We start from the raw sequence: 24,480 nt of genomic DNA on the forward strand, positions 1-24,480 counted from the left end.
AACCAGCCACTTTTCATCGACCGAAAAAAGCGCATCATGAAAGCCATCACACGTGCTATCTCATCAGCCATGCAAGACTGCGAGCTGACTCATATGGATCGACAAGCGCTCGATCTGGACCGCGCTCGTCAGCAACATGAAGCTTACAACCAGGCGCTGAGAGACTTGGCGGTTGACGTCATTGAACTAGCCGAGCAACCGACGCTTGCAGACTCGGTCTTTGTCGAAGACGCCGCACTGGTTTTTGACGAGATCGCAATCATTACTCACCCCGGTGCAATCTCGCGTCGCCCCGAGACCAGCAGTATCGCCGAAGCGCTCGAGCCGCTCCGTCCACTGGCCCATATCATGGAACCCGCGATTCTGGATGGCGGCGACGTGCTCACTATTGGCAAAGAGGTCTATGTTGGCCTGTCGAGCCGCAGTAACAGCGAAGCCGTCGTGCAGTTGCAGCAGCACCTGGAAAGCTTCGGTTACACCGTGCATGGCCTTGAAATGGGAAAATGTCTGCACCTTAAAACCGCCGTAACAGCCCTTGATGACCAGACCGTTTTACTCAACCCGGACTGGGTAGATGTTGACTTGTTCAAGGGCTACACTATCGTCAAGACACACCCCGACGAACCCTTTGGCGCCAATGTCGTCCGTGTAGGAAGCAGCTTGCTCTACGGGGCCGGCTACCCCAACACACAGGCAGCAATCGAGGCTCTGGGTCACGACGTGCATGTTGTTGACATGTCCGAACTGGCCAAAGCTGAAGGAGCTGTGACCTGTTGCAGCCTGATGTTCAACTAGCATTGACGATCGAGTCGCTTTATGTCACATGTTTTCCCGCGTCACACAAAAAGCAATCTGCCCACGATCGCCTCCGGCCAGGGTTGTTATCTCATCGACAGCACAGGCAAGCAATATTTTGATGGTTCTGGTGGCGCCGCTGTCTCCTGCCTCGGCCATGGCGACAAGGTAGTCACGGAAGCGATCAAAAGCCAACTGGATAAGGTGGCTTATGCCCACACCAGCTTCTTCACTTCTGAACCCGCAGAGCAACTGGCAGACTTTCTCATCGATCATGCCCCCGGTGATCTGGATCGTGTTTATTTTGTTTCCGGTGGCTCAGAAGCGGTAGAAGCGTCGTTGAAGCTTGCCCGGCAATATTTTCTGGAAATCGGGCAAGCTTCCAGACATCGCGTCATCGCGCGTCGCCAAAGCTACCATGGGAATACGCTGGGTGCTTTGGCGGCAGGTGGCAACCTGTGGCGCCGCGAGCCCTTCTCCCCTCTCATGATTGAAACCAGTCATATCTCGCCCTGCTATGAGTACAGAGGCCGGACAGAAGGCGAAAGCGCTACCGACTATGGCTTGCGTGTCGCCAATGAGCTGGAGGCAGAGATCCTGCGTCTTGGGCCCGAAAGCGTTATGGCCTTCGTCGCCGAACCTGTTGTCGGAGCCACATTGGGAGCCGTTCCGCCCGTCGAAGGTTATTTCAAACGTATCCGCAAGATCTGCGACCAATACGGCATTCTTTTGATCCTTGATGAAGTCATGTGCGGTATGGGTCGAACCGGAACCCTGTATGCCTGTGAACAGGACGGCATTGCTCCGGATATCATGACGATCGCAAAGGGATTGGGTGCAGGCTATCAGCCCATCGGCGCCATGCTGTGTACATCCGGAATTTATGATGCCATTGAAAACGGCTCAGGCTTTTTCCAGCACGGACACACCTATATCGGGCACCCCACCGCCTGCGCAGCTGGCCTGGCGGTAGCGACCAGCATTGTGGACCGAGATCTCCTGAGTGCCGTCAACTCCATGGGGGAAAAACTCAAGGCAGAACTCAATCGGCAGTTTGGCCAGCATCCGCATATTAGCGATATTCGTGGACGTGGACTTTTTCTTGGCCTGGAAATAGTAGAAGACAGAGGCTCGAAAAAACCTTTTTCTCCTGACAGGCAAATCAACAAGAAACTCAAGAAGGCGACCTTTGATGCCGGCTTGATTTGTTATCCCATGGGCGGCACGATTGACGGCCAGAACGGCGACCATATTCTTCTGGCACCACCTTTTATAATCTCTGACAGCCAGATTGATGAAGTCGTAGGCAAGCTGAACAACGCTATCAAGGATGTTCTTTGAAACCCCTTGTCTCATTCTGAATATTAATAGCGGCTGTTACGGGTCGGCAGAAACTGCTCAGCCAGCACGGCCTGCTTTACGAAGGCAGCAGGCGTCAATCGTAGAATGAAACGATAGTGATGCTTGGCTAAGGGATCGTGAAACAATCCCTAAGGAACAAGCCTGATAATGGTGCCCTCGGGACTTTGGACGGCCACATAAATCCAGCCGTCCGGGCCTTGCTGCACATCACGTACACGCTGGTATTTGCCTAACCAGATGGGTTTTCTTTCAACAATCTGATTGCCTTCAACTTTCATCAGCATCAATGCCCGACTGTGCAACACCCCCATCAAAGAAGGCGTACCGGGGTACGTCAAGGAGAGGCAACGCAGACGGGGAGGCACACTGCGGCTCGCTGAACATGAAAATATCTTCCGGTTGGACTACTAGCAACAGCACTGCTTGTCCCTTGCTGGCCACTGGCTGCCGGTTCACTGTAACTCCAGAATACGCGGCGAGACTGACTGAAATCAGGCGCGATCGCTATACCAAGCAACCCTCCTTCGCCACCCTGGGCGATCAGCGGAAGCCCACTAATGGGGCCGCTGAGCAAACCCTCAGAATCTATGTGTCGCAACCTGCCGACCCTTTCTGTGACCAGCATGGAGCCGTCAGGCAGAAAAGCCATTGACCAGGGAATCTCCAGCCCGCTGGTGAGTTCTACCAACTCCAGGCCCTGGGTGTAAAATCGTCGCATCAGCTTTGGAGTCAGTCTGACTGCGACTAACACCGTTATTAAAACGGCACAAATGAATATGACAAGCCCGAAGCGCTTATTCCTGATCAAGGCTATTCCTCTGCTCACGGTTAAGTTTTGTATATTAAGCTTCGATGAAAGAATACTTAAAGCAAGACATCGGCGACAATAGCCTGGGCGGAATCAGAAACTTGGTGCCCGCAGGCATGTAAGCCGCCGAGTCTACCTTACTGATGAAAAAACCTGATTTTGATGGTTCCCAGCAGTTAACTGTCGTGTTATCGAATCGCGTGTTTATCTTGTTACGCGCGATGCTGATACGGAGTAAACGCTGATGTGCGGCATAGCCGGTATCTGGAATCCAGAGCACGGGCCTCAACGTGAAACGCTCCAGGCAATGATCGCCACGTTGAATCACCGTGGCCCCGACGGTGTCGGTTTCCATCTGGATGGTCCTGTTGGACTGGCGCATTCACGCTTGGCAATCATCGACATAGCCGGTGGTGCACAGCCGATGTCAAATGAGGACGGCACCGTCTGGGTCAGCTGCAACGGTGAGATATTCAATTATCCGGAACTACGAGTAAAGCTGATACAACGAGGGCATCGTTTTTCAAGCCGCTCCGATACCGAGGTTCTGGTTCATCTTTACGAGGAGTACGGCAAGGAATTCTTGCAGGAGCTCAATGGCCAATTTGCAATAGCGTTATGGGATGTAAAGGCCAGACAGCTACTTCTGGCTCGTGACCCTGTGGGTATTCGCCCCTTGTATTACGCCTGGCAAGGTAGGCAGCTGGCTTTCGCCTCCGAGGTAAAAGCCCTCTTTGCCGTTCCCGGGCAAGTGCGTGACTGGGACACGGCCGGACTTGCGTCAACCTTTTCCTGGTGGAGTGCACTACCACCGGCGACGGTATTCAAGGGCGTTCAGAATCTGCCCCCCGGGCATTTGATGATTATCGGTGAGACAGGTCATCGTATTGAACAATGGTGGGAGTGGCCAGGACCGGATCTTGAGAGTGATTATCTGAATGGCGACAACTGTGATGAAGATCAACTCGCCGACGAATTACATGCGCTGATAGTCGATGCCGTGCGCCTGCAAACACGTGCGGATGTACCCGTAGGTGCCTATCTGAGCGGAGGACTGGACTCGGCGATCATAACGGCGGCCATAAGATCGCAATCGACAACACCGCTGCGAAGTTTTTCACTCACCTTCGACGATGCCGAATTTGATGAGAGTGCTCACCAGAACGAACTGGTTTCGCATCTGGGCACCACTCATTCATCAGTCAGCTGCTCGCGTGCCGATATAGCCGGCGGTTTCGCACGAGCGGTATGGCACGCAGAAACCCCACTGATACGTGCAGCACCCGCTCCTATGATGCACCTTGCCCAAAGTGTTCGTAATGCAGGCTTCAAGGTGGTACTTACCGGTGAAGGGGCTGATGAAGTATTCGCAGGCTACGATATTTTCAAGGAAGCGAAGGTTCGACGCTTCATAGCAGCACAGCCGAACTCTTCAAGCAGAACTCGTATTCTGGAACGGCTCTATCCTTACCTCAAATCATCACCAATGGCCTCGCGTGCCATGTCCCAACGTTTTTTCACACAAAGTACAGATCAGATCGACAAGCCCTGGTTTGCACACACAACTCGTCTTGCCACGACGCGACGTTCGTTGGGCTTCTTCAATCTGGACAGGCAACAGGAGTTGGGACACTGGGACCCCTACAAGCCGCTATGTAACCTGTTACCCGGCGGTATCGATAGCTGGCCTGTTCTGGCCAGAGATCAAGCCGTTGAAGCCACGACCCTGATGAGCGGATATCTGCTCTCAAGCCAAGGCGATAGAATGGCAATGGCAGCATCGATTGAAACTCGCTATCCTTTTCTTGATCCTCGGGTTATCGCATTCGGTGCACGGCTTCCGGCCCGATTGAAAATGCGAGGTCTGATCGAAAAGCTGATACTCCGAAAAGCCTTTGCGCGCGATCTGCCCAGTAGTATCACAAAAAGAACCAAACAACCCTACCGTACACCTGATAGTGCCGCTTTCTTCGAAGCAGGCAAACCTCTGGATTGGGTCGCAGATATACTGGATGCGCCCAGCATCCTCAAGGCAGGTTTGTTTGATGCGCCTGCAGTTTCCCGCCTGGTCGCCAAATGCAGCGCGGGCCGCGCCATCGGTTTCGGGGATAACATGGCTTTTGTCGGAGTGCTATCAACAATGCTTGTTCATCAGCAATTTATTGAACCTGCGACAGGACCCGCCTCGGAACCGTCTGCTTCATGAAATCATTTCCGATATGACAGATGCAAAGACTATGCATTTGAACCCTGCGACTTCAAGCGACTCGGTATTGTCTGCCGATGAGACGATTGCAGCTGTTCGCAACATAACGAGTGCATGGCGAGCCACATTGACACGCATGCCTGGCAAAACGGCCCTGATCTGCGGCGAAAACAGCCTGAATCACCTGGAGCTGGCAAAGCAGGTCATGGTGCTTGCCAGAGCGCTCAATACGGCAGGAGTCAAGCCTGGCGACAGAGTTGTAGTATTTTTGGAAAACAGTATTGAATTCGCAGCTTCGATGCTGGCTATTCTGGAATTGCAAGCGGTCTTTGTACCAATAAGTCCACAGACGCGAAGTGATAAACTCGTTTTCATACTTGAGGATACACAGGCAAGTGCTCTGGTTTCACAAGTCTCACTCACGCGAGTCTGGTCGGTGGCCGCCGAACAGCCCGGTTTACAGCAAACTCTCATGATGCTCTTGGCAGACCAGCTTCTGGTCGAGCCGTCTGTCGTAACTGAGGAAGGAGATTCAGATGATGCATTCGCACCTTTCTCGGCAGTTTGTGCAGATGATGATCTTGCCGCCATCATCTATACCTCGGGTACAACAGGCTACTCCAAGGGCGTGATGCTCAGTCATGGCAATATCTACGCCTCACGACACAATGTGCAGTCCTATCTTGAACTACGCAGTGATGATGTGATCGGACTGGCGTTACCGCTGGCATTCAGTTATGGCCTGTATCACCTGATCATGGGGCTATGGCTCGGCGCCACTATCGTGATAGAGAGAAATGTTGTATTCCCAGTGGTTATGCTCAAAAGCTGGGAGCAACATCGAGTGACGGTGTTTCCGGGAGTCCCGACTCTGTTTGCCAGCCTGCTGACACAGGATCTGTCTGCATACGAGCTGCAATCGTTGCGTCTCATCACAAATGCTGGCTCAGCCCTTAGCGAAAAAACAGCGACACGAGTGCGGCAGGCATTTCCGCAGACCCGATTGTTTCTGATGTATGGACTAACCGAATGCAAACGAGCCAGCTATTTGTCGCCAACGGATCTTGACGCCCGAGCCAATAGTGTTGGCAAGGGTCTGCCTGCTCAGCGCCACTGGCTGATTGACAATGAAGGTCGCGAGGTCGTTCAGGGGCAAACCGGGCAGCTTGTCGTTGCCGGACCGCATGTCATGAAAGGCTATTGGCGCCGCCCCGCAGAAACTGCCCAAGTGTTGCGCCCGGCTCCGGATGGAACTCCAGCCTTGTACACCGGCGACCTGTTTTACTCTGATGCTGACGGCTATCTGTATTTTATTGCTCGAAGTGACGACATCATAAAATCCCGTGGCGAAAAGGTCAGCCCGCTTGAGGTCGAACGAGCGATTTGCGAACTACCAGAAGTACTCGATGCAGTTGTAACAGGCGTAGCAGATGACATTCTGGGCATGGCCGTTCGTGCCTATATAAAACTCTCGCCTGGCGCACTGTTGGTTGAACGTGCTGTTATCCGACACTGTCTGGCCAGACTAGACAGCGTCATGGTTCCGAAAAGCGTGATTTTCGTCGAGGAATTTCCCATGGCTGATTCCGGCAAGATTCGTCGTGCGTCACTCAAATGATTCCCTCTAGCCTCTCTCATTGCAATTCTGCTTGTATTTGAATTCATTCCATTTGGACCCGTTTCTATATGAACGATGTAAAGACTCAAGTTAAACACTATATCGAGGAAAACTTTCTGCTGGGTGCCGGTGCTCGCCTGCCTGCAGACAGCGATTCTTTCATGGATCAGCATTTACTCGATTCCACCGGCTTTCTGGAGCTGGTGCTGTTTCTTGAAGAGCAGTTCGGTATATCTGTAGAAGATAGTGAGATGGTTCCAGAGAACCTTGACTCACTCGATGCGCTGGCAGCTTTCGTCAAACGTAAACAGGAAAGTTCCAAAGCATGAAGAATCCCTCGGCCAGTGGCCCCGAAACGGGTATGGGTGAGAAGGTGCTAGAGCTCGACTATGAGAAGGAAGCAACACGGATTGCGCAGTGGATTCCCGATGTACTGACCAGCCGCTTGCGAAAGCGTGGCGTTGTGGTAGCAATCTCGGGCGGCATCGACAGTTCGGTTTGTGCAGGCCTTGCCGTGAAGGCACTTGGTCCAAAAAGAGTATTTGGCCTGCTACTGCCTGAAAGAGATTCCAGTGACTCATCCAGCAACACGGGCCGGGAGCTGGCTGAACATCTGGGAATAGCCTATGAGACTCATGATATAGCGCCCGCACTAGAGTCGCTGGGTTGTTATCGGCAACGTGACGAGGCAATTCGCCGTGTAGTGCCTGAATACACGGACAACTGGAAGAGCAAAATCGTCATTGCCGGTGGCATCGATGGGGGTATCAATTTCTTTCGCCTGGTTGCCGAAGATCCCGAGGGAGGCAGGCAGGAACACCGCCTGGCCTTACCCGAATACTTGCAAATCGTGGCGGCCACCAATTACAAGCAACGTATTCGCAAATCGGTAGAATATTTTCACGCGGATCGCCTCAACTATGCTGTTGTAGGCACACCAAACCGGCTCGAATATGATCAAGGTTTTTTTGTCAGAAACGGTGATGGTTCGGCAGATCTGAAACCCATAGCGCATTTGTACAAAACCCAGGTTTATGCAATGGCTCATCACTTGGCTCTGCCTGATTCAATCCTGGCAGCGGTACCGACAACGGATACCTACAGCCTGCCTCAGGGACAGGACGAGTTCTATTTTTCTCTGCCCTACCAGCAGATGGACCTTGCGCTCTGGGCGCTCAACCACCAGCGCAGCGCCGCTGAGCTGGCACTGCTCATCGGTAGCACAGAAGCCCAGGCGCAGCGTGTATACGATGACATTCTGAACAAGCGCCGGGCGACGCGCAGTCTGCATGCAGCTGCGGAGCTCATTGAACCGGTTCTTGAATCGCTCGACGTTGCCAATAAAGGATCAAACTGCGCAACATGAATCGTTATGCCGTATCAGAGGTCAGTGCTGAGACTGATGCGCCCCCTATTTGCGAGCTGTGGGCTCGTAATCTTGAGTCCGGCTGCATCGAGCATGCAAAAGGCAAGCTGCAACAAGGCTACGTTGCCAATCCAGCAGCCAAAGGAGCCTTGTTCGTCATTCGAGAGGAAGTGGATTCAGACCCGGCACTGGCTGGTGTCATCGGCCTGCATCCTCGACGGTTTTTCCAGAACGGTCATCAATGGCTTGCAGCGACACTCGCTGACTTCAGCGTTGACAGTGCACATCGTAGTGCCGGACCTGCATTGATGCTAATGCGCACAGCATTGAATGCCGGCCGCGAACGATTTCCCCTCATCATCGGCATCCCCAATAGCCACTCATATGCAATCTGCCGCCGAGCAGGAATGACTCCACTGGGCACGCTAACCAAGTACACACTGATCAGTGCCAGCAGACAGAGGCTCGCGCAACGCATCAATCGGCATTTACTGCCAGTTGCAGCCCCTATTCTGGATCTGACTCTCAAGTGCCGACTTATCTGGAAAAATCTGGGGCTACGCCCTGCTCTGAATTGTCGCGAAGCCTCGTTTGATGATGCCGAACTGGATCGAATCTGGGCTCAGCGGCCACCAGCCTTGTTAGTGTCCGATCGTTCAGCGTCCATGCTTCGTTGGCGCTATTGCCGCAATGGAGTGAAGCCATGGCGCATAAACATCATGCAGGAACCAGGCGGTGTTGATTGTGGTTATGTGGTCTGGCGCCTGGAAGATGGCTTGGCCGTGATCGGAGACTTTTTCTCGATAGAACCTTCGCGCCTGACAGCCTCCTTGCTACGGGCTCATGCACGATCAGCCTTTGCTGCTGGTGCGCATTCGGTATCGGCCAGCTTTCTTGGCTCTGAATCGATAACTTCTGCCTTCTATCGAGCTGGCTATTTTCTGGCGGAATCGCCAGGAGAAACAGTTCTGGTTGCGAAAGATATGTCGTTTGGAGAAGTTACGCTCTCGGATTGCTACCTGACGACTTACGATAACGACGGTTGAAGCAGCTGAGAATGTGAAACTGACCTGACGCACAGTCAGGTCAGCGGCCGAGGATGGCTCAAATCGCTTTACGTTCAGCGGCTTGCTCAGCCGCTCGCTCTCGATAACTATCAAACAAGCCAAGACCAATGCGTAGTATCGCCAAGGTACTCAGCAAGGCTAAAAACCAAAGCCCCATCGAACCACCACCGCTGTTACTGGTTGACTGGCGACTCTCACTGAACATCGGCGCGGACGAATCCTGACGGGTTTGAGTGATCGACTCTGCTGCTCGCACCGTTCGGGCCGCTCGCTCTCGCTCAACACGCTTGGCATTATTGCGCTCTATGCCTTCGCTCTGGAATACCTCTTCACGGACAACTAGCAATGAGGTGTAATCCGTCACCAAACCATGCTGCAATGCCAGATCAGTAATTCCTTGTTTACTATCTTCGGTAACTCCGAGCAGATCTTGCTGATCCTGCAAACTTTTGATACTGGCAAAAGCCCACAGTCTTTCCAGCTCCGGATTCGAGATGGAATTTTCGGGAAATACCAGCTGCGAGACATAGTGTTTTGTTTCACCGGATATATCAGCATTCAAAGTGACATTTGCAACTCCAGCCCCGGAATATTTTCCCATGATAATCAGTTGCTCACCCCTGTAGATTCGACTGAACTTGTCAGGCGTCAGATCCCTGGTACGAATTCCATCGATGCTCAAATCAACATTGTGTAATGCTTCATGCGTTACCTTGCTCGTTACCTGCAGCATCAATCCCACCATGTCATCGTCGTTAGACACATTGATGGCAAAACCTTCCGAATGTTTGGTCAGGCCTTCCAGTAATGGACGGTTCGCACTATTGCCCATAACTGCCGTGAACAAGCGAACATCGACCTTGTCTATCAACTTCAGGAACTGCTTCATTTCAGTCTGACCGACATTAGCCACACCATCGGTGGCCAGCACAATAGCTGTCGTCCTGTCCTGATCCAGCGACTTGACCGCAGCATGTAAACCATCAAACAGATTCGTTCCGCCGCCTGCACTAATATGATCCAGTTGCTTGAGTGTGCGCTGCACCGCATCTGCTGAAACAGTCTGAAAATTATCCGAAAGACTCTTGGCTCTATCACTGAACAAGATGACCTTGAATCGGTCAGCGGGCTTCAGTGAAGTCAGTGAGCGTTGCACCGCATCAACCAGGGTTGTGAACTTTCCTTGCATTGAACCGGAGGTATCAAGAACGAACAACCAGTCACGACCTTCAGTAATCGGTGCCAGATCAATACCTGGCGTCAAGGTCAACATAAAGGTGCCTGTTGTCGCATCTGGCTCTTTATACGTCACAAGGTCCACAGCGCCAGGCAGGTTTTCTGCAAGACGCCAATAGACCACGATGTCTCGGTTCAGGGAATAAGCAGCCTTGGAATGAGCTGTTTCTGAGCCATAAGACTCAGCGTAATCAGTCGCCCGACCAGCGTTCTCAAGCGGTACGATATCATCGGCTAGCAGACGGGCGGACACCTCTTGATCGCTCAGTCCTGTTCCTGTTTGCGTGCCATCACCAGTTCGACTGTCTATGAGTAGTTCCCATTCGCCACTGTCCAGCTGCGTAATGGCAGCCTGGCCATTAGTGACTCGCATGGCATCAACCGGGTAAGCAGATCGCAGTCTGAGCTTGAAGCTGAACGCATCGCTGACTGTCTCATTGCGAGACCAGAATTGCTCCTTCACCTCATCGACACCGCCCTCTTCCAGTGGATAGACATAACGTCCCATGGCGTGATCAATGGCACTTCGTTGTAGATAGACCAGTCGTATGCGAACATCCTGGCCGGCTCTGACAGGTGAGACTTCTGCATCGAAAGTGCGATAACCGTCTTGCTCAACCAAGGCTGACTCATTACCTTGTTGTACTTGTTGATCGTGAATTTTCCTTGCCGCCTGCTTCTCCAGAACTTCTGCGTGTACCGGCGTGCCATCGATCCAGAAGGTAAATTCCCCCACCGCAGCCTCCTCGGGTACTGGAAAACTGTAGATTGCGGTCAGATCCTGTGAATGAGGGTTTGAGAATGTCTGGTCTACTTCGGTGACTGCATAGCCGTTCTCGATAATCACCGATACATGTTGTTCTGCCAGCTTCAGTGCCGGACTGCCGTTGTTTGGCGAAAGTAATCCGGCGGCGCCGGCGAACTGTCCAGTCGTCAAGCCCAAAAGCAGCGTCGCGGCAGCCAGGCACCGTTTGCAAACCCCTGGCAATGTCATTTTTTTTGTACGAACCAACAATCCTGTTAAATATTTCATGTTCAATTCCAATATTAAACAACGTTCAATTACGGGAGTCGACCGATCTGCGCAGATGTGGCCAGCGGCTATATTGAACACTGTTTAATTTAAAATCAAGCGAATTCTGAACAATGTTTAATTAATTGTGAGCTTTTCGACAACAACGCTATGCCTTCAGGGTCGCTATACTTGCACACCATTCACACAAGGCGAATCTGATGGGCCGACGGAGTGATCATAGCCGTGAAGAACTTCAGACACTGATTGTTGAATCGACATTGGCGCTGGTCAAAGAACACGGCGCATCGAATGTGACGGCACGGCAAATTGCGAAAGCTGTCGGATACACACCCGGAATGCTGTACTCGATTTTCCTCAATCTTCAGGATATCTTCCAACACGTCAACCAGGTTGGGCTTCATACGCTATACAAGCTCTGCGAAGCCTCACAGAAGAATACCGAGGGGCCTGAAGATGCCATCAAGGCCATGGGCATGGCCTACCTGCAATTTGCAGCACAGCATACCCATCAATTTGACCTGATGTTCGCACGTAGTCTGCGAGACGCACCCGCCTCGCCCTCCTCGCTCAGCAATCAGATACAAGTTCTTTTTCAACTGGTAGAGGCTCAATTACGCACTCTCAAGCCTGGCGCAACAGAGGCCCAGTTGCAGCTGGGGGCACGTGCACTCTGGTCTGGTGTGCACGGTACTGCGGCTCTACGCCTGTCCAACCAGCTTTACATCGACACACCAAACGCAGATCAGGAAATTGTGGATATCCTGGTTTCAAGTTTCGTCAACCAATGGTGCCGATAAAGTTCCAGCGCCTTTTCTACTTTTCGATCGTGTAGATCAGATCAGCACTACTACCACTACCACTCTCAGCCTCCAGAGCCAGCTTGTCCGTCAGCTTGTAGCGCATGTTGAAGGTGTTGATTGCGTCGAACAGACCGATCCCGTAGCTGACATACAGATCCGGTGTGAGGTATTTGCCAAGCGTGTAGCTGCCACCGGTTGTACCGGGAGGCTGCCCTAATAGAATATAGGACAGGATGCTGGCATCGGGCATCGGCGGATCCGAGTAGAGCTCCAGTCTCGGGCTCTGTGCGGTACCCTGAATCTTGGCGCCTGCAACTACATCGTACTCTTGTACGGTACGGGCCACCTGCATATCCAGACTGGGGTTGTCCACCGGTCCGCCGCTGAACAAGATCCGACCACGCTCCATATCCAGCTGTTGACCATAGATCACGTAATCGCCATTGAGAACGTTGATCGTACCCGTGCCGCGAGGCGCAAGTTCTGGAGTTTGCTGAACCCTCAGATCCCCTTCAAGACGGCCGCGGAAATCGCCAGCCTCAACCTCGACACTGTCGCCAAGAATGATCTGTACGTCCAGGTTGAGCTGACTTGGCGGCGTCTCAGCCTGCTCTCCCTCCTCTGATACGTAAACTACATCAGAAGAAGAACTGACGGTCTTGATACCCTCATTACCACCATTTGCATTGATATAGGCACTGGGAATGGTGACTTTGCCATTCACTCGCATGCCGGTGTCATCCATTGCAATATCCAGCTCTGGGCTAATGACGGCCTGCATCAAGGAGGTATTGGCCACCTGATACTGTTCACCGTTTATGCTTATATTGAGCGCCTGGGTGCCCGGATTGATATCTCCTTCGATGTCTAGCTGCCCCTCACCCGAACTCGACTGTCCCTTGATAAGCATCGTGCCATCAGGATTACCTGTGATGCTGAGTTGCGTGTCTTCGATCAACATGGCCGTTTCGGGAATCTCCGCAGTGAAATCAACGAGTGCCAGCTCACCTTCAACCTGCGGTGTCTCAAGTGTGCCACCCAGAGACAGGTTGCTTTTGAGCGCCCCCGAGACCTGTTGGATTTGCGGGGCAAATGCACTGATCAGGGTCAGATCCGGAAAGTCAGCATCCAGAGTTCCACTCAGATTACCCTCGCCATCAAGCTCAGAGACAGCCCCCTTCACATTCAGATTACCGAAGTCAGTAAAGGCCGTCGCAAGATCAAAGGTGGCGTCATTATCACGCAAGGTGGCATCAATGCTTGTCTGCTCGAGTCCAATCTCAACCGGCGAGGTGTCGGCATTGAGCGTCAGCTTGCCTGAATCGAGTACGATTCTGGCTTCTGCATTCACACTCCCATCAGAGCCTAGCGCAGCTGTCGCATCAGCATTGAGCTCGGTCTCCACCAGCAGTCCGGGCGGCAGATATGCCTCTGCCAACTCCGGTGAAAGCCCGCTGATACTTAACGTTGCATTCGAGTCACCTTCGGCAAGCCAGTTGCCCAGAAGGCAAATATTACCGAGCTTGTCGCTATTATCGAGGCACAACTGCGCGACGTCCGCCTTTTGTGCATTAGCGCTGATGGCGACGGGTTCTCGCAAACCCCAATTACCCGCAGGTGTGTTTTCAAGCTGCAATGATGACAAGAATCCGTTCCAGGTATCGGACTCATAGCCACCGTCAAGTTGCGTGACAAGATCGCCTTGATCTGTTTCAGCCGACAATACAAGACTGTGTTTAGTTTGTGTCCCTTGACCATCAAGCTTGATGTCGCTGATTTCCTGCCCGCCTGCTGTAATACCGGAGGCCTCGATAGCCAGGGTCGATACCACGCTTGCTGCAAGGCCGCCATCCACACTGAAGTCCAGTTTACTGACACTGTTTTCTGCATAAACGACGTTATTTGCACTACCACTGGCATTGAGCATCGGTGCCTCTTTGCTGCCGGAGATATTGCCCGACATCGAAATCGCACCCGCCAACTCTGGCATCAAAGTGCCAAGATCAGGACTGTCAAGCTCAAAATCCAGTGCGATCTGATCATCAATTTGACCATTTGCATCAAGTTGAGAAGGACCATGGGTCACAATCAGATTGTCGATGTTCAGCTTTTCACCATCCAGCCTGACACTGCCACTACCGGCCAGGGGTTGCTCACGCAGGCGACCTGACAACTGATTGATCTGGGCAGTGAGCTGTGGGCCACTATCGCTTATCTGCCCTTTTGAGCTGACATCCAGATTGATGCGACCCGGAAACTCACTCCACTGCTCGCCCGGGTTGATACCCTCAGTCACAAGCTCGACATCCCAGTCAGGCTGATTCTCCCAACTGGCCGTACCACTGGCAGCGATGGTGCCATCAAGGGTCTGGCCTTGTACTTCAAAATTGCTGAGCTCGGTTGCCGATCCATCCAGAGAGACAGTCCATTGACCTTCAGGAATAGCTTCACCGTCGACACTCGTATTGAGGCTTGCCTTGAATTTCTCGAGCGAACCCTTCACATCAAAGCTACCGGTGGGGCTGGTAAATTGTGGTTCGCCTTCCAGCGGCCAGCTCAAGGCTTGCCACTGGCCCTGGATATCGCCCTCCAGTGTGGCAAAAGCGAGCTGGCCTGATGCCGACAGCTCACCGCCGTTCTCACTCAGCCTGACGATCAGCGAGCGGATATCGAGCATCTCGGTCGAGCCATTGACATCAGCATCAACAGTGACTGGACCGGTTTCGGTTGTTGTCACATTTACTGTCGCCTGCGCCTCGTAAGCATCTGGAGTACCGCTTGATTTCAACGTAATTTGCGGCGTGCCACTCAGAAGCTCTGATAGCGACTCCGGATTCGGCAGACTTGCTTCGACCGAGGCATTCCAGGCAGGTGCCTGCATGACATTACTGACCGTCGCTGCAATATCTGCCATCGCAAAGCCTGCGATTTGGTGGTCGATCTGCAACTGTGTCAGGTTGCCGACCAGTGTGCCTTTACCTTGCAAAGGTGAAGGCTGAGCGATATCGGCCTGCCAGCTGACAGTCAGGTCCATTGGATAATCACCACTGGTCTGCACCTTGCCAGCAAGGTGCAACTCACCTTGGGGGGCGATGACGTCCAGATTTTTCAGGTTCACATCTGACTGCTCGGCACTGGCAGCAAGCGCAACAGAACTGATCTCAATTGCCGTCTCCTGCCCTGCTGGAAAGATGGCAACGTTAGTCACTGAGATATCAGCAAGGCTGATAGAGACCGGCAAGGAGATGTCCGGTAACTCACCACCAGACGAGGTTTCCTCAGGCTCTGCTGCAGACTCTGCCAGATGCACTTCTACGCCATCCAGATGCAATTGATCAACGGCCAGTTCGGAGCCGAACAAGGCACTCGGTCGCCAATCGAAATCCAGCGCACCGAGTCGAGCCTCAATGCCACCTTCTTGCAGATAATGGAAGCCTCGAACTCGCAACGGACCGATCAACTTGCCATCGGCCTCGTCCCACTCCAACGTGCCGGGTGCAAATTTCTTCCCCAACGCCAGCGCTTGTTGAAAACCGCTTTCGGTGCCGACAATCCAGCTAATGCCACCGACAATCAACAGGATCAACAGTAACAAGAACAGGCTTGTTCTTTTAAGGATACGTTTAATCACAAGTCAGATCCGATTGTCAGATGCAGGCGGAACTGTTTGCCTGGTGGTCTGTCCAGCGCATGCCCCAAATCCAGACGAACCGGACCGATGGGCGAGCGCCAATGAAGGCCGAGGCCAACACCACGCTTGTAATCCGGCTTGTCATCGAAGGCGTCACCGATATCCGCAAAAGCGGCAACACTCCATTTTTCAGTAAAAGGTATTTCATATTCGAGACTGCTCTCGAGCAGATTTTTACCGCCGACAACATCATCGCCAACTGTGGGACCGATGTCGTTATAACCGTAACCACGAACACTTTTGTCACCACCGGTAAAAAAGCGTAACGATGTCGGCAGCTTGTCGAAGTCTGTGACCGAGGTGGTTCCAGCAGCGCCACGGGCAATCAGGCGAGTTGAGTTGGCAAACGAATAAATCCACTTGCCACTGACCATTGGCTGAATGAAACTGGTGTCAGACAGCACGCCTTCACCAGCACCACGAACACTGAACTGAATCAGCGTACCGTAGGTGGGGTAGATTCGTTTATCCATTTCCGCAGGAAAGGTACGTGTCCACTCAGCACTGGGGATCAGAAGCTTGCTGGTATCCTCCCCGCCCGATACCTCAAAGCGCTCTACCAGGTAATCCAGCGAATAGGTTTTCATCCAGAGTCCGTCCCTGTGACGATAGTAACCGCCGACGCTGGCCGAGGTGTAATTGTTATTGTCCGAGTGTTCATCTTCAAGCGAGCCACGGATGCCCCAGGAATCAGTACGCGGATCGCTACCAGGAATAACGTAATCCCCTGCTATACCGTACTTGTACTCAGCGAGAAGAACTTCGCCTGTAAAATGGTGGCCTGCTTCATTGATTCGACGTCGTGTAACACCTGCCTTGACTCTGGCTCCTGTGTCCGTGCCGTAACCTGCACCGAACGTATAACGCGTCGGGTTACGTGCGCTGAGATTAACGACAACGGGTATCTCATGATCTGCATTGGCATTTTGTGGTGAAACGTCGAGGGTCACCTCTTCGTAATATTCGGTATTACTCAGATCTCCCTGCAGTTGCTGAAGATCCCCTGCCAGGAAAGCCTGCCCGGGCTCGATATCCGAGAAGCGCCCGAGCATGGCTTCACTTAACCAGGGTTTGTCCTGATTGAAGCTCACCTCGCCAAGGAAATACCGTATGCCACTGTCAAAATGCAATATGACGCTTGCTTCATAGTTCTTCAGATCAATACGAATCGCGCCTTTCTCTAGCTTCGCATCAAAATAACCACGTTGCGAGGCAAGCACCTGAAAGGACTGTTTGAGCGACTCGTAATTTTCATGTAGCAATGGATCTCCAACCTTGAGTGATGAGTTCTGGGTCGCATCGGTAAACTCCGAATCATCCTTTGCCTCTCCAGTAACTTCAATGTCAACCGTCTTTATCACAATGCGATCACCAGTTTTGATCGCGTAACTCGCCTTCCAGACGTCATCGATCAAGTCGAGGGTGGGCGTAACCGCTGGTCGATAATAGCCGTAAGGGGCCAGAGCCTGACGGATCTTCTCATCTGCTTGCCCATGCAAATAGCGCAAACGTCCCGCACTCGGAGCCGTCTTTTTATTGAAGGGGTAAAGCGGCAGAAAACCACGTACATTACTGAGCAGCTCGTCCTTGACACCGGTTATCGAAACGGCAACGGTGGCTGAGGTGTCAGCCTGAGCCAGCACCGCAGGGGCTTGGAGCAACAGCAAAGCCAGTGCTGTGTTTCTGACAGCCTCTAATATGACCCGGCCTTGAGTCCACCGAGTGTATAACCGTTTTGTTTGGCGCACGCCTGTTCCGTCGTTGCAGTGTCGGAGGAAATTGAATGATAAAGGCCCCGATACTGGAGTCCAAGTGGTGTGAATCAAGCACCGCGAATTCTAACGATGCACAAGCTGTATCTTCACACTTTTTTACCATGTTATCTCATACGTGAACTGTATGGCATCAGATTGAAATATAGAGCATTTAGCGGCGGATCCATGCGGTACTTGATACTTTGCGAACCAAGGCTTGTTCCGGCCCCAAAAACACGGCCAAACACGCTCCTTGAAAGAAAACAGAAGCGCTGTGGATTGCCAGCAGGTGAGATCAGAAAATCTCAGCCGCGATCACCATCAAGCAGCTCTCTGAGCAATGCCATCTCCACTTCCAGAGCATCAGTTTCGCCGGCCTGACGAGCGCTTACAGACGCATCCAGTACGGTAATGACCTCATCTGCCAGTTCGTCTGACAAGGTGCCGTTGACAACAAGTTTGTTCAATTGTGGCCAGCGCGCCACGGCAAAAGCACGCAGCTGACGATAGACACCATAGGCAGGTAGCGGCCCATCGTAGGCACGGGCAAGTGCTACAGCCACCCTGCGCCACTGCAGGCTTTCAGGCAATTGCACGCTGGCGACATCAACCAGTATCTTGAAACGCAGCTGGTCCCAATCGAACTGACGCCCATCACGCATCTCACTCATCGTAAGCCTCCCGATTACCAACCGATTTTTCGGCAGTCTCACTGTTGCTGAGCAACTGATTGGTCAATATTTTGTCAACCGACCTTTTACCGAAAAGCACATCATCAACCCGTGCTTTCAACATGTCAGCCTGCTGTTGCCAGCCCTCAATGGTCACCGGCAGTACTCGTACGCCAATACGCGCAAGCATGGCATGATCATCCAGCGCGAAGGGCTCTCTATCCGGGCTATCCATGAAATCGATTCCGAGGGCTGAGTCACCTCGATGCAATACGGCATCCAGCACCAGTCTGCCGACTTCGACATTGAGTTCAACTTCGGTATCTGAACAGGCGATCGCGGATGTCATTCCCTCAGGCAGGATGTCACGTTCAACAAGCGCATCGGAATGCAACCTTGGCGAGTTTATCCAGTCCAGATACTGGCCGAACAATGTATCCGGATTGATACGCTCAGGTGAACGTGACAGGAACACCCATTGCTGGCGTCGCGCGCGCGTGATACTCACGTTCAGCACATCCGAACGTGACAGAAAAGCCAGCGACCCACCGGACGAGGCATCGTCAACACAGCAAGAGAACAATACAACATCCCTCTCCTCACCCTGTAGCTCATGTGCAGTACCCACAATCATGTTGTGGCGATCACGCGTTGCGGCATCAAACGTCTGGTCAATACGCTTTTGCAGGTACTCAACCTGGGCACGAAACGGTGAAATCAAGCCGATACCCAATGCTTTGCCAGACTCACTGACCATTGATTGTAACGTTGCCAGCATGGCGTCTGCCTCCACCCTGTTCACACCATTGGGGGCGCGATGAGCGTTAGCAACCTCTACAAGTTGAAGTGCACCAGGAGAACGGCCCAGCGTCACACGAGTCAGTAGCTGCAGACGTCCTCCGTAAAAACTGCGATTACTGAAACCGATGATTTGGGGCGCACTGCGAAAATGCTCATCCAGTGCATTGGCAGCATCGGCAGTGCTCAATGAGCGATCAACCCAATCAAGCAGACTATCGCGCCTGAAATCGGGTGTATCTGCCACATCCGGGGCAAAGCGTTCACGTAGCGAGTCATTCAACGACTGTGGCAAAAAACTGATATGCCGAAGCTGCTCTGCATCACCGAACAAGACGGCACGACCGGCTCGCTGCAAGGCAGGCAATGCACTGGCTGCATCCACCTGTGACGCCTCATCTATCAGCAACAGGTCAAACAATTCCACCTGCATCGGCACCAGGCGCGTCAGCTCATCAAGCGTTGTCACCCAAACCGGACAGCTTGCCAGCAAGGGCTCATAGTTTAACGTTCCCTGCAACTCCCGTTGACGACGTTCGCGCGCGGCAACACTGTCAGCCAGGTTGATCAGTGAGCGGCGATCAACGGCAATGCTTTGTCGTGTCCGTTGCTCAATGACAAGCTGAAGCGCATCAAGAACGTTGACGTCTCTGGCAAGTTTGAGCTGATCCCACTGTGCAAGAATTTTCAGCAAAGTATCCTGACGAGTTTCACGTCTCAGCAGGCTCACCACTTTCTGCCACCAAAGAATTTTTGACCAGCGACTCCAGGATTTTTTCATTGCAGCCAGTGAACGATCCTGACGGTTCAAACCACGCATTGCCTGGTGCGTCGCCTTTAACAGGGCCTGATCGATATCCTCCGCCTGTCGGCAAGCCAACAGCACTTGGCGTGGCCGCGTAAAACCAATTGAACGCGTGTTCACTACATCGTGCAGTTGACGTTTGAGATTGCTGAGACGACTGGCATTTCCACCACGCAACACCGCCCCTTCGAGACCCAGCTCTACATCAAGAAAATTGGCAACAACTTCAGCCGCTGCCTGGCTTTTCGAACACACCAGCACCGAGCCACCTCTGGCAACGGTGTCGGCAACGATCATGGCAAGCGTGTGTGTCTTGCCCGTACCCGGTGGGCCGAACACGATGCTCAGAGTTTGCTCCCGAGCCCCCTGGACCGCACGGCGTTGTGCAGCCGACAGTGCCCCCGTGCAACGCAGCGCCAGGCTTTGCACTATTTCATTACTTGTCGATATCGAACTCTTGAGACTGGATCTGTCAGCGGTGAGTGCCGACAGTGGAGCGCTCAGTCGTGCTGATTCAGCGAGCTGTTCGAGTTCATGCAAGATACCTGTTGATCGGCGCGAACGCTGCACCAGCAAGATGGATGCTGCGGCATGTAGCACCGGGTTGTCTCCGCCAAGCCCTTTATCCGTTGACGCGGTTGATCTGACGGGCAACACCGGCCAGCTATCAAACCCGACTGGCGTCAACGCAGGCAGCTCATTAGCCAGAAGATCCAGCACCATCGCCATGCCCTCGCGATCAAGCACCTGCGAATCGACAATGCCCTGTACAGCATTAGCCAGTGCATCGGCTGCATCGTCATCCAGCATACGCTCCAGCAGCACACGATTAACCTCTAGCGATGCCTTGACGATTGTTTCTTGAGGCTGTGCCTCAGCGGCGCTCCAGCTATCCAGCATGGCAAATAAAAGGGGTGCTTCAAACCGCTCACCCGGGACGGAAATGGGGAGCAATGCGTACAGTGTCGAGGTGCCGCGCGCATGAGCCTCCAATGCAAGAGTGAGTTTCTCAGCACTGTGCGCAGGCAACCACGGGACCGGTGTCATACCGCAGGCCATTGTCTCAAGCGAGGTATCAACCCGGGCCTTGACACGAGAGCCTCCCATGCGAACATCGCTACCGTTCGCATACTCATGTGCAAAACAGGCATGCAGATAACGGAACAGGCCGCTGGTATCTTTCAGGTTCATCTTGTGTGCACGATTATTTGAAGAAACACTAGACGATCGGGAACCAAAGCGCAGGAATCACAAACCAATCACTGTGGAACCGATGAGTACAGAAGCCATCATAGTGTGAGCAATGCTGCCGGTATGAGCCTCATTGAAGTTCAGTTACATTCCAGTGCAAGTCATGAATTTGCCGGTACAGTGTGCAAGAATCTGTGAGCAGGCGCTTCCAGCCTGTAGCGATTATGACTCGATCCTGCTCCTTCATCGCTTCATCGCAATAAAATTTGCTTCTAAATGGATTCTCAATGAGTACTGGTTCTCCCAAAAAGCGCGGTATCGTCTTCAGATTCTTTCGCTTCCTGTGGCGCTCCGTAAAAGCGTTCAACACACTGGTATTCAGTCTTGTCTCTCTATTTGTCATCGCCGTCATTCTATATGCCGCTTTCAATCAGCGAGGTCCGAAAATACCCACAGGTGCTGCATTGCTGCTCAACCCGGCAGGGAATCTGGTGGAACAACAGACAGTCGTCGATGCCGCAACCTTATTGCAAGGCAATGAACTTCCACAGCAAGCATTAGTCAAGGATCTGCTTGATGCTTTAGCAATGGCTAAAGACGATAACAAGATTGAACTGGTCGTACTCGATCTTTCAAAACTCGAAAGAGGACTACTGCCAACGCTGGAGAGTATTGCAACTGCGATAGCTGACTTCAAGACCAGTGGCAAGAAAGTAATCGCGGTGGCTGGCAACTACAGTCAATCGGCAATATTTTTAGCGGCCCACGCCGATGAAGTGTTATTGAACCCCGAGGGTATGGCCGTACCGGAGGGCTTTTCCATGTATAGCACTTACTTTAAAAGCTTCCTGGAAGAACAAGACGTGACAGTCAATCTATTCAAGGTGGGTAAGTACAAGTCTGCTGTCGATCCATTTCTGCGCGACGACATGTCAGAAGAGGACCGGACTGCGCGGATGGCCATTCTGGATGCATGGTGGGAGGCCTATACCGTAGGGGTAGAAACAGCCCGGGGTATGGAGGCAGGCAGTATCAACGCCCTGTTGCAAAACGCGCCAGAGCAAATGCGACTGGCAGAGGGTAATCTTGCTCGCTTGTCACTTGAAAAAGGTTTTGTGGATCGTCTGGTGACAGACAATGAAAGACGTGACTACCTCATTGGCCTGGCCGGTGAGGACAAGCAAAACAAGGACTATCGCAGAGTAGCCTATAAAGATTATCTTCGAGCCACGCGATTGCCACCGGAACAGCATCACTCCGACAAAGTGGCTGTTATTACAGCCGTAGGCGACATTGTTGACGGTAATGCACCCGCTGGTGAAATTGGCAGTCAATCACTCTCCAAGCTGATCAGAAAAGCCCGACTGGATAGCAACGTTAAAGCCATTGTTCTGCGTATCGATTCAGGTGGTGGTAGCAAAACAGCCTCGGAAGTCATTCGTAGCGAACTTCAGGCAGCACAGGATTCTGGCATCCCGGTAGTCGCATCGATGGGATCAGTAGCAGCGTCCGGAGGCTACTGGATTGCAGCATCAGCGGATGAAATCTGGGCTTCACCGACAACAGTTACCGGCTCTATTGGTATTTTCGGGCTCATGCCAAGCGTTGAGAAAACGCTGGCTCGATACGGTATCTACAGTGATGGCGTAGCGACCACACCCATCGCTGGTGGCGCCAGTTTCACGCGCGGCATTTCACCTGCCTATGGTGAAGTCTTGCAAGCAGTCATAGAGGGAGGCTATCAACAGTTTCTAACGACAGTCGCCGAAGGGCGTGGCATGGATGTAGGCGCCGTTAATGAAGTCGCTCAGGGGCGAATATGGACAGGTAAAAAAGCTAAGCAACTTGGCCTGGTAGACGAACTGGGGGACCAGGAACAAGCTATCAGCGCAGCAGCCAGGCTTGCCGACGTCAAGGAATACTCTGTGATACAGGTGGAGCCGGAACTATCAGTTGAAGAAATATTGTTGCGCAGGTTCTCAGAGACCATAGCCAGTAGCTTTCCAGCAATCACAAACAACCCTGTTTCCCGACTGACCAATATGGTTCGGCAAAAGCTTGGCTTTCTGGGCCGTCTGAACGACCCAAACAACGCCTACGTCATCTGTAGCGATTGCCCTGTGCTGCCGTAGAGATGCAGTTTGCAACGCGCAAACAGACACATTTTGGCCAATGCTAGAATATGCCTGTTTTCGATTTCCAATCAACGTGCCAGCTAACGACCACATCAGATATGTCAAATAAAAACACTGATTTCGATCCTAATGCCAAAGAGCAAGAGCTTCGTTCAGAGTCTGAACAATGGGATACCTCGAAGCCTGAGGATGCAAAGCCTGATGACATTCCTACCATTGATCTTGAAGCCTATTTTACAACCGGGGCGGATGAAGATTTAGCTGTTGCAGCAGAACAACTACGAATTGCCTGTGAAGAAACCGGATTTTTTTCTATTGTCGGACATCAGGTGTCCAGTGAAGATCTCAACGATACGTTTGAACAAGTACGCCAATTTCATGCATTACCGATTGAGCAAAAAAGTCAGATTCTAATGGACCGCCCCGACTGGCCTGTCGGTGGCATGGGCTATTTGCCGTTGAAGAATCGCAAACTCCCTGCTCGTGAAACCGGCAATGCGAACGAGGCGTTTATCATCAAATGTGATGACAAGCTGGGCATGGATGACAATCAGTGGCCCGATGCCGCCTGGTTACCTGAGTTTCGTGCGCAAGTCGAACGCTATGCGCAGCAAATGGAAACTCTTGGCAAGCGCATGCTGCCTGTTTACGCACGTGCACTGGATATGCCCGATGATTTTTTCGACAAGGCGTTTATCAATCCCTTATATCGATTGCGCATGACTCACTACCCTGCAGTGAAGCCTGATCCGGAGAATGCTTTTGGTATTGCACCGCATGTTGATACTTCATACTGCACAATTCTGGCTCAAGACCGACCGGGATTAAGCGTGTTCAGTGAACGCAGAAAGGTATGGGTCAATGCGCCAGTGGTCAAGAATTCATTCATCGTCAATACCGGTGAGTTACTAAAACAATGGACTAACGATCGCTTTCTCAGCACACGCCACTTTGCCAATAACAACACCGGTTCCGAGTCACGTTACTCTATTCCCTTTTTCTTCAATGCAAATCCACATCATGTGATGAGCTGCATACCGAGTTGCTGCAGCGATGAGAACCCGGCCAAGTACCCCCCTATCTCTTACGCTCAAAGTCAGGGTGTTGTGCAGGGCGAATAATGTAGCGCCAATCGCAGTGA

At 52.4% G+C, this 24,480-nt stretch carries 17 protein-coding genes; 10 read left to right on the forward strand and 7 right to left on the reverse strand.

Annotated elements, in window-relative coordinates:
* The first annotated feature begins 36 nt into the window (after positions 1-36).
* Entirely contained in the window at positions 37-795 is a 759-nt protein-coding gene (locus IMCC3135_RS23320) for a dimethylarginine dimethylaminohydrolase family protein (protein ID WP_205737683.1), read from the forward strand.
* 21 nt (positions 796-816) lie between these two features.
* Positions 817-2,136 carry an aspartate aminotransferase family protein gene (locus IMCC3135_RS23325; protein WP_088919782.1) on the forward strand — a complete coding sequence of 440 codons (1,320 nt, stop codon included), beginning with the start codon at positions 817-819 and terminating at the stop codon, positions 2,134-2,136.
* 149 nt (positions 2,137-2,285) lie between these two features.
* Here the strand turns inward: IMCC3135_RS23325 and IMCC3135_RS23330 are convergent, their stop codons facing one another.
* Entirely contained in the window at positions 2,286-2,468 is a 183-nt protein-coding gene (locus tag IMCC3135_RS23330) for a PQQ-dependent sugar dehydrogenase (protein ID WP_088919783.1), read from the reverse strand.
* A gap of 23 nt (positions 2,469-2,491) precedes the next feature.
* The gene (locus IMCC3135_RS23335) at positions 2,492-2,875 is read right to left on the reverse strand and encodes a PQQ-dependent sugar dehydrogenase (RefSeq protein ID WP_157736228.1); all 384 of its coding nucleotides are present in this window, start codon (positions 2,873-2,875) and stop codon (positions 2,492-2,494) included.
* A 334-nt stretch (positions 2,876-3,209) separates the two neighbouring features.
* Between IMCC3135_RS23335 and asnB the strand changes: the two genes are divergently transcribed.
* The 5 genes from asnB to IMCC3135_RS23360 all read left to right on the forward strand — a co-directional run bounded on the left by asnB (position 3,210) and on the right by IMCC3135_RS23360 (position 9,201).
* Positions 3,210-5,171, forward strand: coding sequence for an asparagine synthase (glutamine-hydrolyzing) (asnB, locus tag IMCC3135_RS23340; RefSeq protein ID WP_088919785.1), 1,962 nt, complete (start codon positions 3,210-3,212; stop codon positions 5,169-5,171).
* A gap of 31 nt (positions 5,172-5,202) precedes the next feature.
* Entirely contained in the window at positions 5,203-6,789 is a 1,587-nt protein-coding gene (locus tag IMCC3135_RS23345; protein ID WP_169727515.1) for a class I adenylate-forming enzyme family protein, read from the forward strand.
* Between the two features lie 68 nt (positions 6,790-6,857).
* Positions 6,858-7,118, forward strand: coding sequence for an acyl carrier protein (locus IMCC3135_RS23350; RefSeq protein ID WP_088919787.1), 261 nt, complete (start codon positions 6,858-6,860; stop codon positions 7,116-7,118).
* The gene (nadE, locus tag IMCC3135_RS23355) at positions 7,115-8,155 is read left to right on the forward strand and encodes an NAD(+) synthase (RefSeq protein ID WP_236994645.1); all 1,041 of its coding nucleotides are present in this window, start codon (positions 7,115-7,117) and stop codon (positions 8,153-8,155) included. The genes IMCC3135_RS23350 and nadE overlap by 4 nt, the downstream gene beginning before the upstream one ends.
* Positions 8,152-9,201, forward strand: a complete 1,050-nt coding sequence (locus IMCC3135_RS23360) for a GNAT family N-acetyltransferase (protein WP_088919788.1) — start codon at positions 8,152-8,154, stop codon at positions 9,199-9,201. Before nadE ends, IMCC3135_RS23360 begins: the two co-directional genes overlap by 4 nt.
* 58 nt (positions 9,202-9,259) lie before the next feature.
* Here the strand turns inward: IMCC3135_RS23360 and IMCC3135_RS23365 are convergent, their stop codons facing one another.
* Positions 9,260-11,491, reverse strand: coding sequence for a VIT domain-containing protein (locus tag IMCC3135_RS23365; RefSeq protein ID WP_205737684.1), 2,232 nt, complete (start codon positions 11,489-11,491; stop codon positions 9,260-9,262).
* Positions 11,492-11,691: 200 nt separating this feature from the next.
* Between IMCC3135_RS23365 and IMCC3135_RS23370 the strand changes: the two genes are divergently transcribed.
* A complete protein-coding gene (locus tag IMCC3135_RS23370) occupies positions 11,692-12,291 on the forward strand; it encodes a TetR/AcrR family transcriptional regulator (protein WP_088919789.1) in 600 nt (199 codons plus the stop codon).
* A 16-nt stretch (positions 12,292-12,307) separates the two neighbouring features.
* Here IMCC3135_RS23370 and IMCC3135_RS23375 read toward each other — a convergent pair whose 3' ends face one another.
* From IMCC3135_RS23375 to IMCC3135_RS23390, 4 genes are all read right to left on the reverse strand, one after another.
* Positions 12,308-15,925, reverse strand: a complete 3,618-nt coding sequence (locus IMCC3135_RS23375) for a translocation/assembly module TamB domain-containing protein (RefSeq protein WP_088919790.1) — start codon at positions 15,923-15,925, stop codon at positions 12,308-12,310.
* Positions 15,922-17,733 (reverse strand): autotransporter assembly complex protein TamA, encoded by a 1,812-nt coding sequence (locus IMCC3135_RS23380; protein WP_088919791.1) that lies wholly within the window; start codon positions 17,731-17,733, stop codon positions 15,922-15,924. The genes IMCC3135_RS23375 and IMCC3135_RS23380 overlap by 4 nt, the downstream gene beginning before the upstream one ends.
* 311 nt (positions 17,734-18,044) lie before the next feature.
* On the reverse strand, positions 18,045-18,410 hold the full coding sequence (locus IMCC3135_RS23385) for a hypothetical protein (protein WP_157736229.1): 366 nt from the start codon (positions 18,408-18,410) through the stop codon (positions 18,045-18,047).
* Positions 18,403-21,204 (reverse strand): DEAD/DEAH box helicase, encoded by a 2,802-nt coding sequence (locus tag IMCC3135_RS23390; protein ID WP_088919793.1) that lies wholly within the window; start codon positions 21,202-21,204, stop codon positions 18,403-18,405. The genes IMCC3135_RS23385 and IMCC3135_RS23390 overlap by 8 nt, the downstream gene beginning before the upstream one ends.
* A 287-nt stretch (positions 21,205-21,491) precedes the next feature.
* Here IMCC3135_RS23390 and sppA point away from each other — a divergent pair, with 287 nt between their 5' ends.
* Both sppA and IMCC3135_RS23405 read left to right on the forward strand, forming a co-directional pair.
* Entirely contained in the window at positions 21,492-23,336 is a 1,845-nt protein-coding gene (gene sppA / locus IMCC3135_RS23400; protein WP_088919794.1) for a signal peptide peptidase SppA, read from the forward strand.
* A gap of 101 nt (positions 23,337-23,437) precedes the next feature.
* Positions 23,438-24,460 carry an isopenicillin N synthase family dioxygenase gene (locus IMCC3135_RS23405; RefSeq protein ID WP_169727516.1) on the forward strand — a complete coding sequence of 341 codons (1,023 nt, stop codon included), beginning with the start codon at positions 23,438-23,440 and terminating at the stop codon, positions 24,458-24,460.
* Positions 24,461-24,480 lie beyond the last annotated feature (20 nt).

The sequence above is a fragment of the Granulosicoccus antarcticus IMCC3135 genome (assembly GCF_002215215.1).
Taxonomy (GTDB): domain Bacteria; phylum Pseudomonadota; class Gammaproteobacteria; order Granulosicoccales; family Granulosicoccaceae; genus Granulosicoccus; species Granulosicoccus antarcticus.

Excerpts from the sequence above, each read along its gene's own strand:
- IMCC3135_RS23385 (WP_157736229.1), bottom strand. The coding sequence starts at position 18,410 with ATGAGTGAGATGCGTGATGGGCGTCAGTTCGATTGGGACCAGCTGCGT.
- IMCC3135_RS23335 (WP_157736228.1), bottom strand. The coding sequence starts at position 2,875 with ATGCGACGATTTTACACCCAGGGCCTGGAGTTGGTAGAACTCACCAGC.
- IMCC3135_RS23405 (WP_169727516.1), top strand. The coding sequence starts at position 23,438 with ATGTCAAATAAAAACACTGATTTCGATCCTAATGCCAAAGAGCAAGAG.
- IMCC3135_RS23350 (WP_088919787.1), top strand. The coding sequence starts at position 6,858 with ATGAACGATGTAAAGACTCAAGTTAAACACTATATCGAGGAAAACTTT.
- IMCC3135_RS23345 (WP_169727515.1), top strand. The coding sequence starts at position 5,203 with ATGCATTTGAACCCTGCGACTTCAAGCGACTCGGTATTGTCTGCCGAT.
- asnB (WP_088919785.1), top strand. The coding sequence starts at position 3,210 with ATGTGCGGCATAGCCGGTATCTGGAATCCAGAGCACGGGCCTCAACGT.
- IMCC3135_RS23325 (WP_088919782.1), top strand. The coding sequence starts at position 817 with ATGTCACATGTTTTCCCGCGTCACACAAAAAGCAATCTGCCCACGATC.
- IMCC3135_RS23365 (WP_205737684.1), bottom strand. The coding sequence starts at position 11,491 with ATGAAATATTTAACAGGATTGTTGGTTCGTACAAAAAAAATGACATTG.
- IMCC3135_RS23330 (WP_088919783.1), bottom strand. The coding sequence starts at position 2,468 with ATGGGGGTGTTGCACAGTCGGGCATTGATGCTGATGAAAGTTGAAGGC.
- IMCC3135_RS23360 (WP_088919788.1), top strand. The coding sequence starts at position 8,152 with ATGAATCGTTATGCCGTATCAGAGGTCAGTGCTGAGACTGATGCGCCC.
- IMCC3135_RS23370 (WP_088919789.1), top strand. The coding sequence starts at position 11,692 with ATGGGCCGACGGAGTGATCATAGCCGTGAAGAACTTCAGACACTGATT.
- IMCC3135_RS23320 (WP_205737683.1), top strand. The coding sequence starts at position 37 with ATGAAAGCCATCACACGTGCTATCTCATCAGCCATGCAAGACTGCGAG.
- nadE (WP_236994645.1), top strand. The coding sequence starts at position 7,115 with ATGAAGAATCCCTCGGCCAGTGGCCCCGAAACGGGTATGGGTGAGAAG.
- sppA (WP_088919794.1), top strand. The coding sequence starts at position 21,492 with ATGAGTACTGGTTCTCCCAAAAAGCGCGGTATCGTCTTCAGATTCTTT.
- IMCC3135_RS23390 (WP_088919793.1), bottom strand. The coding sequence starts at position 21,204 with ATGAACCTGAAAGATACCAGCGGCCTGTTCCGTTATCTGCATGCCTGT.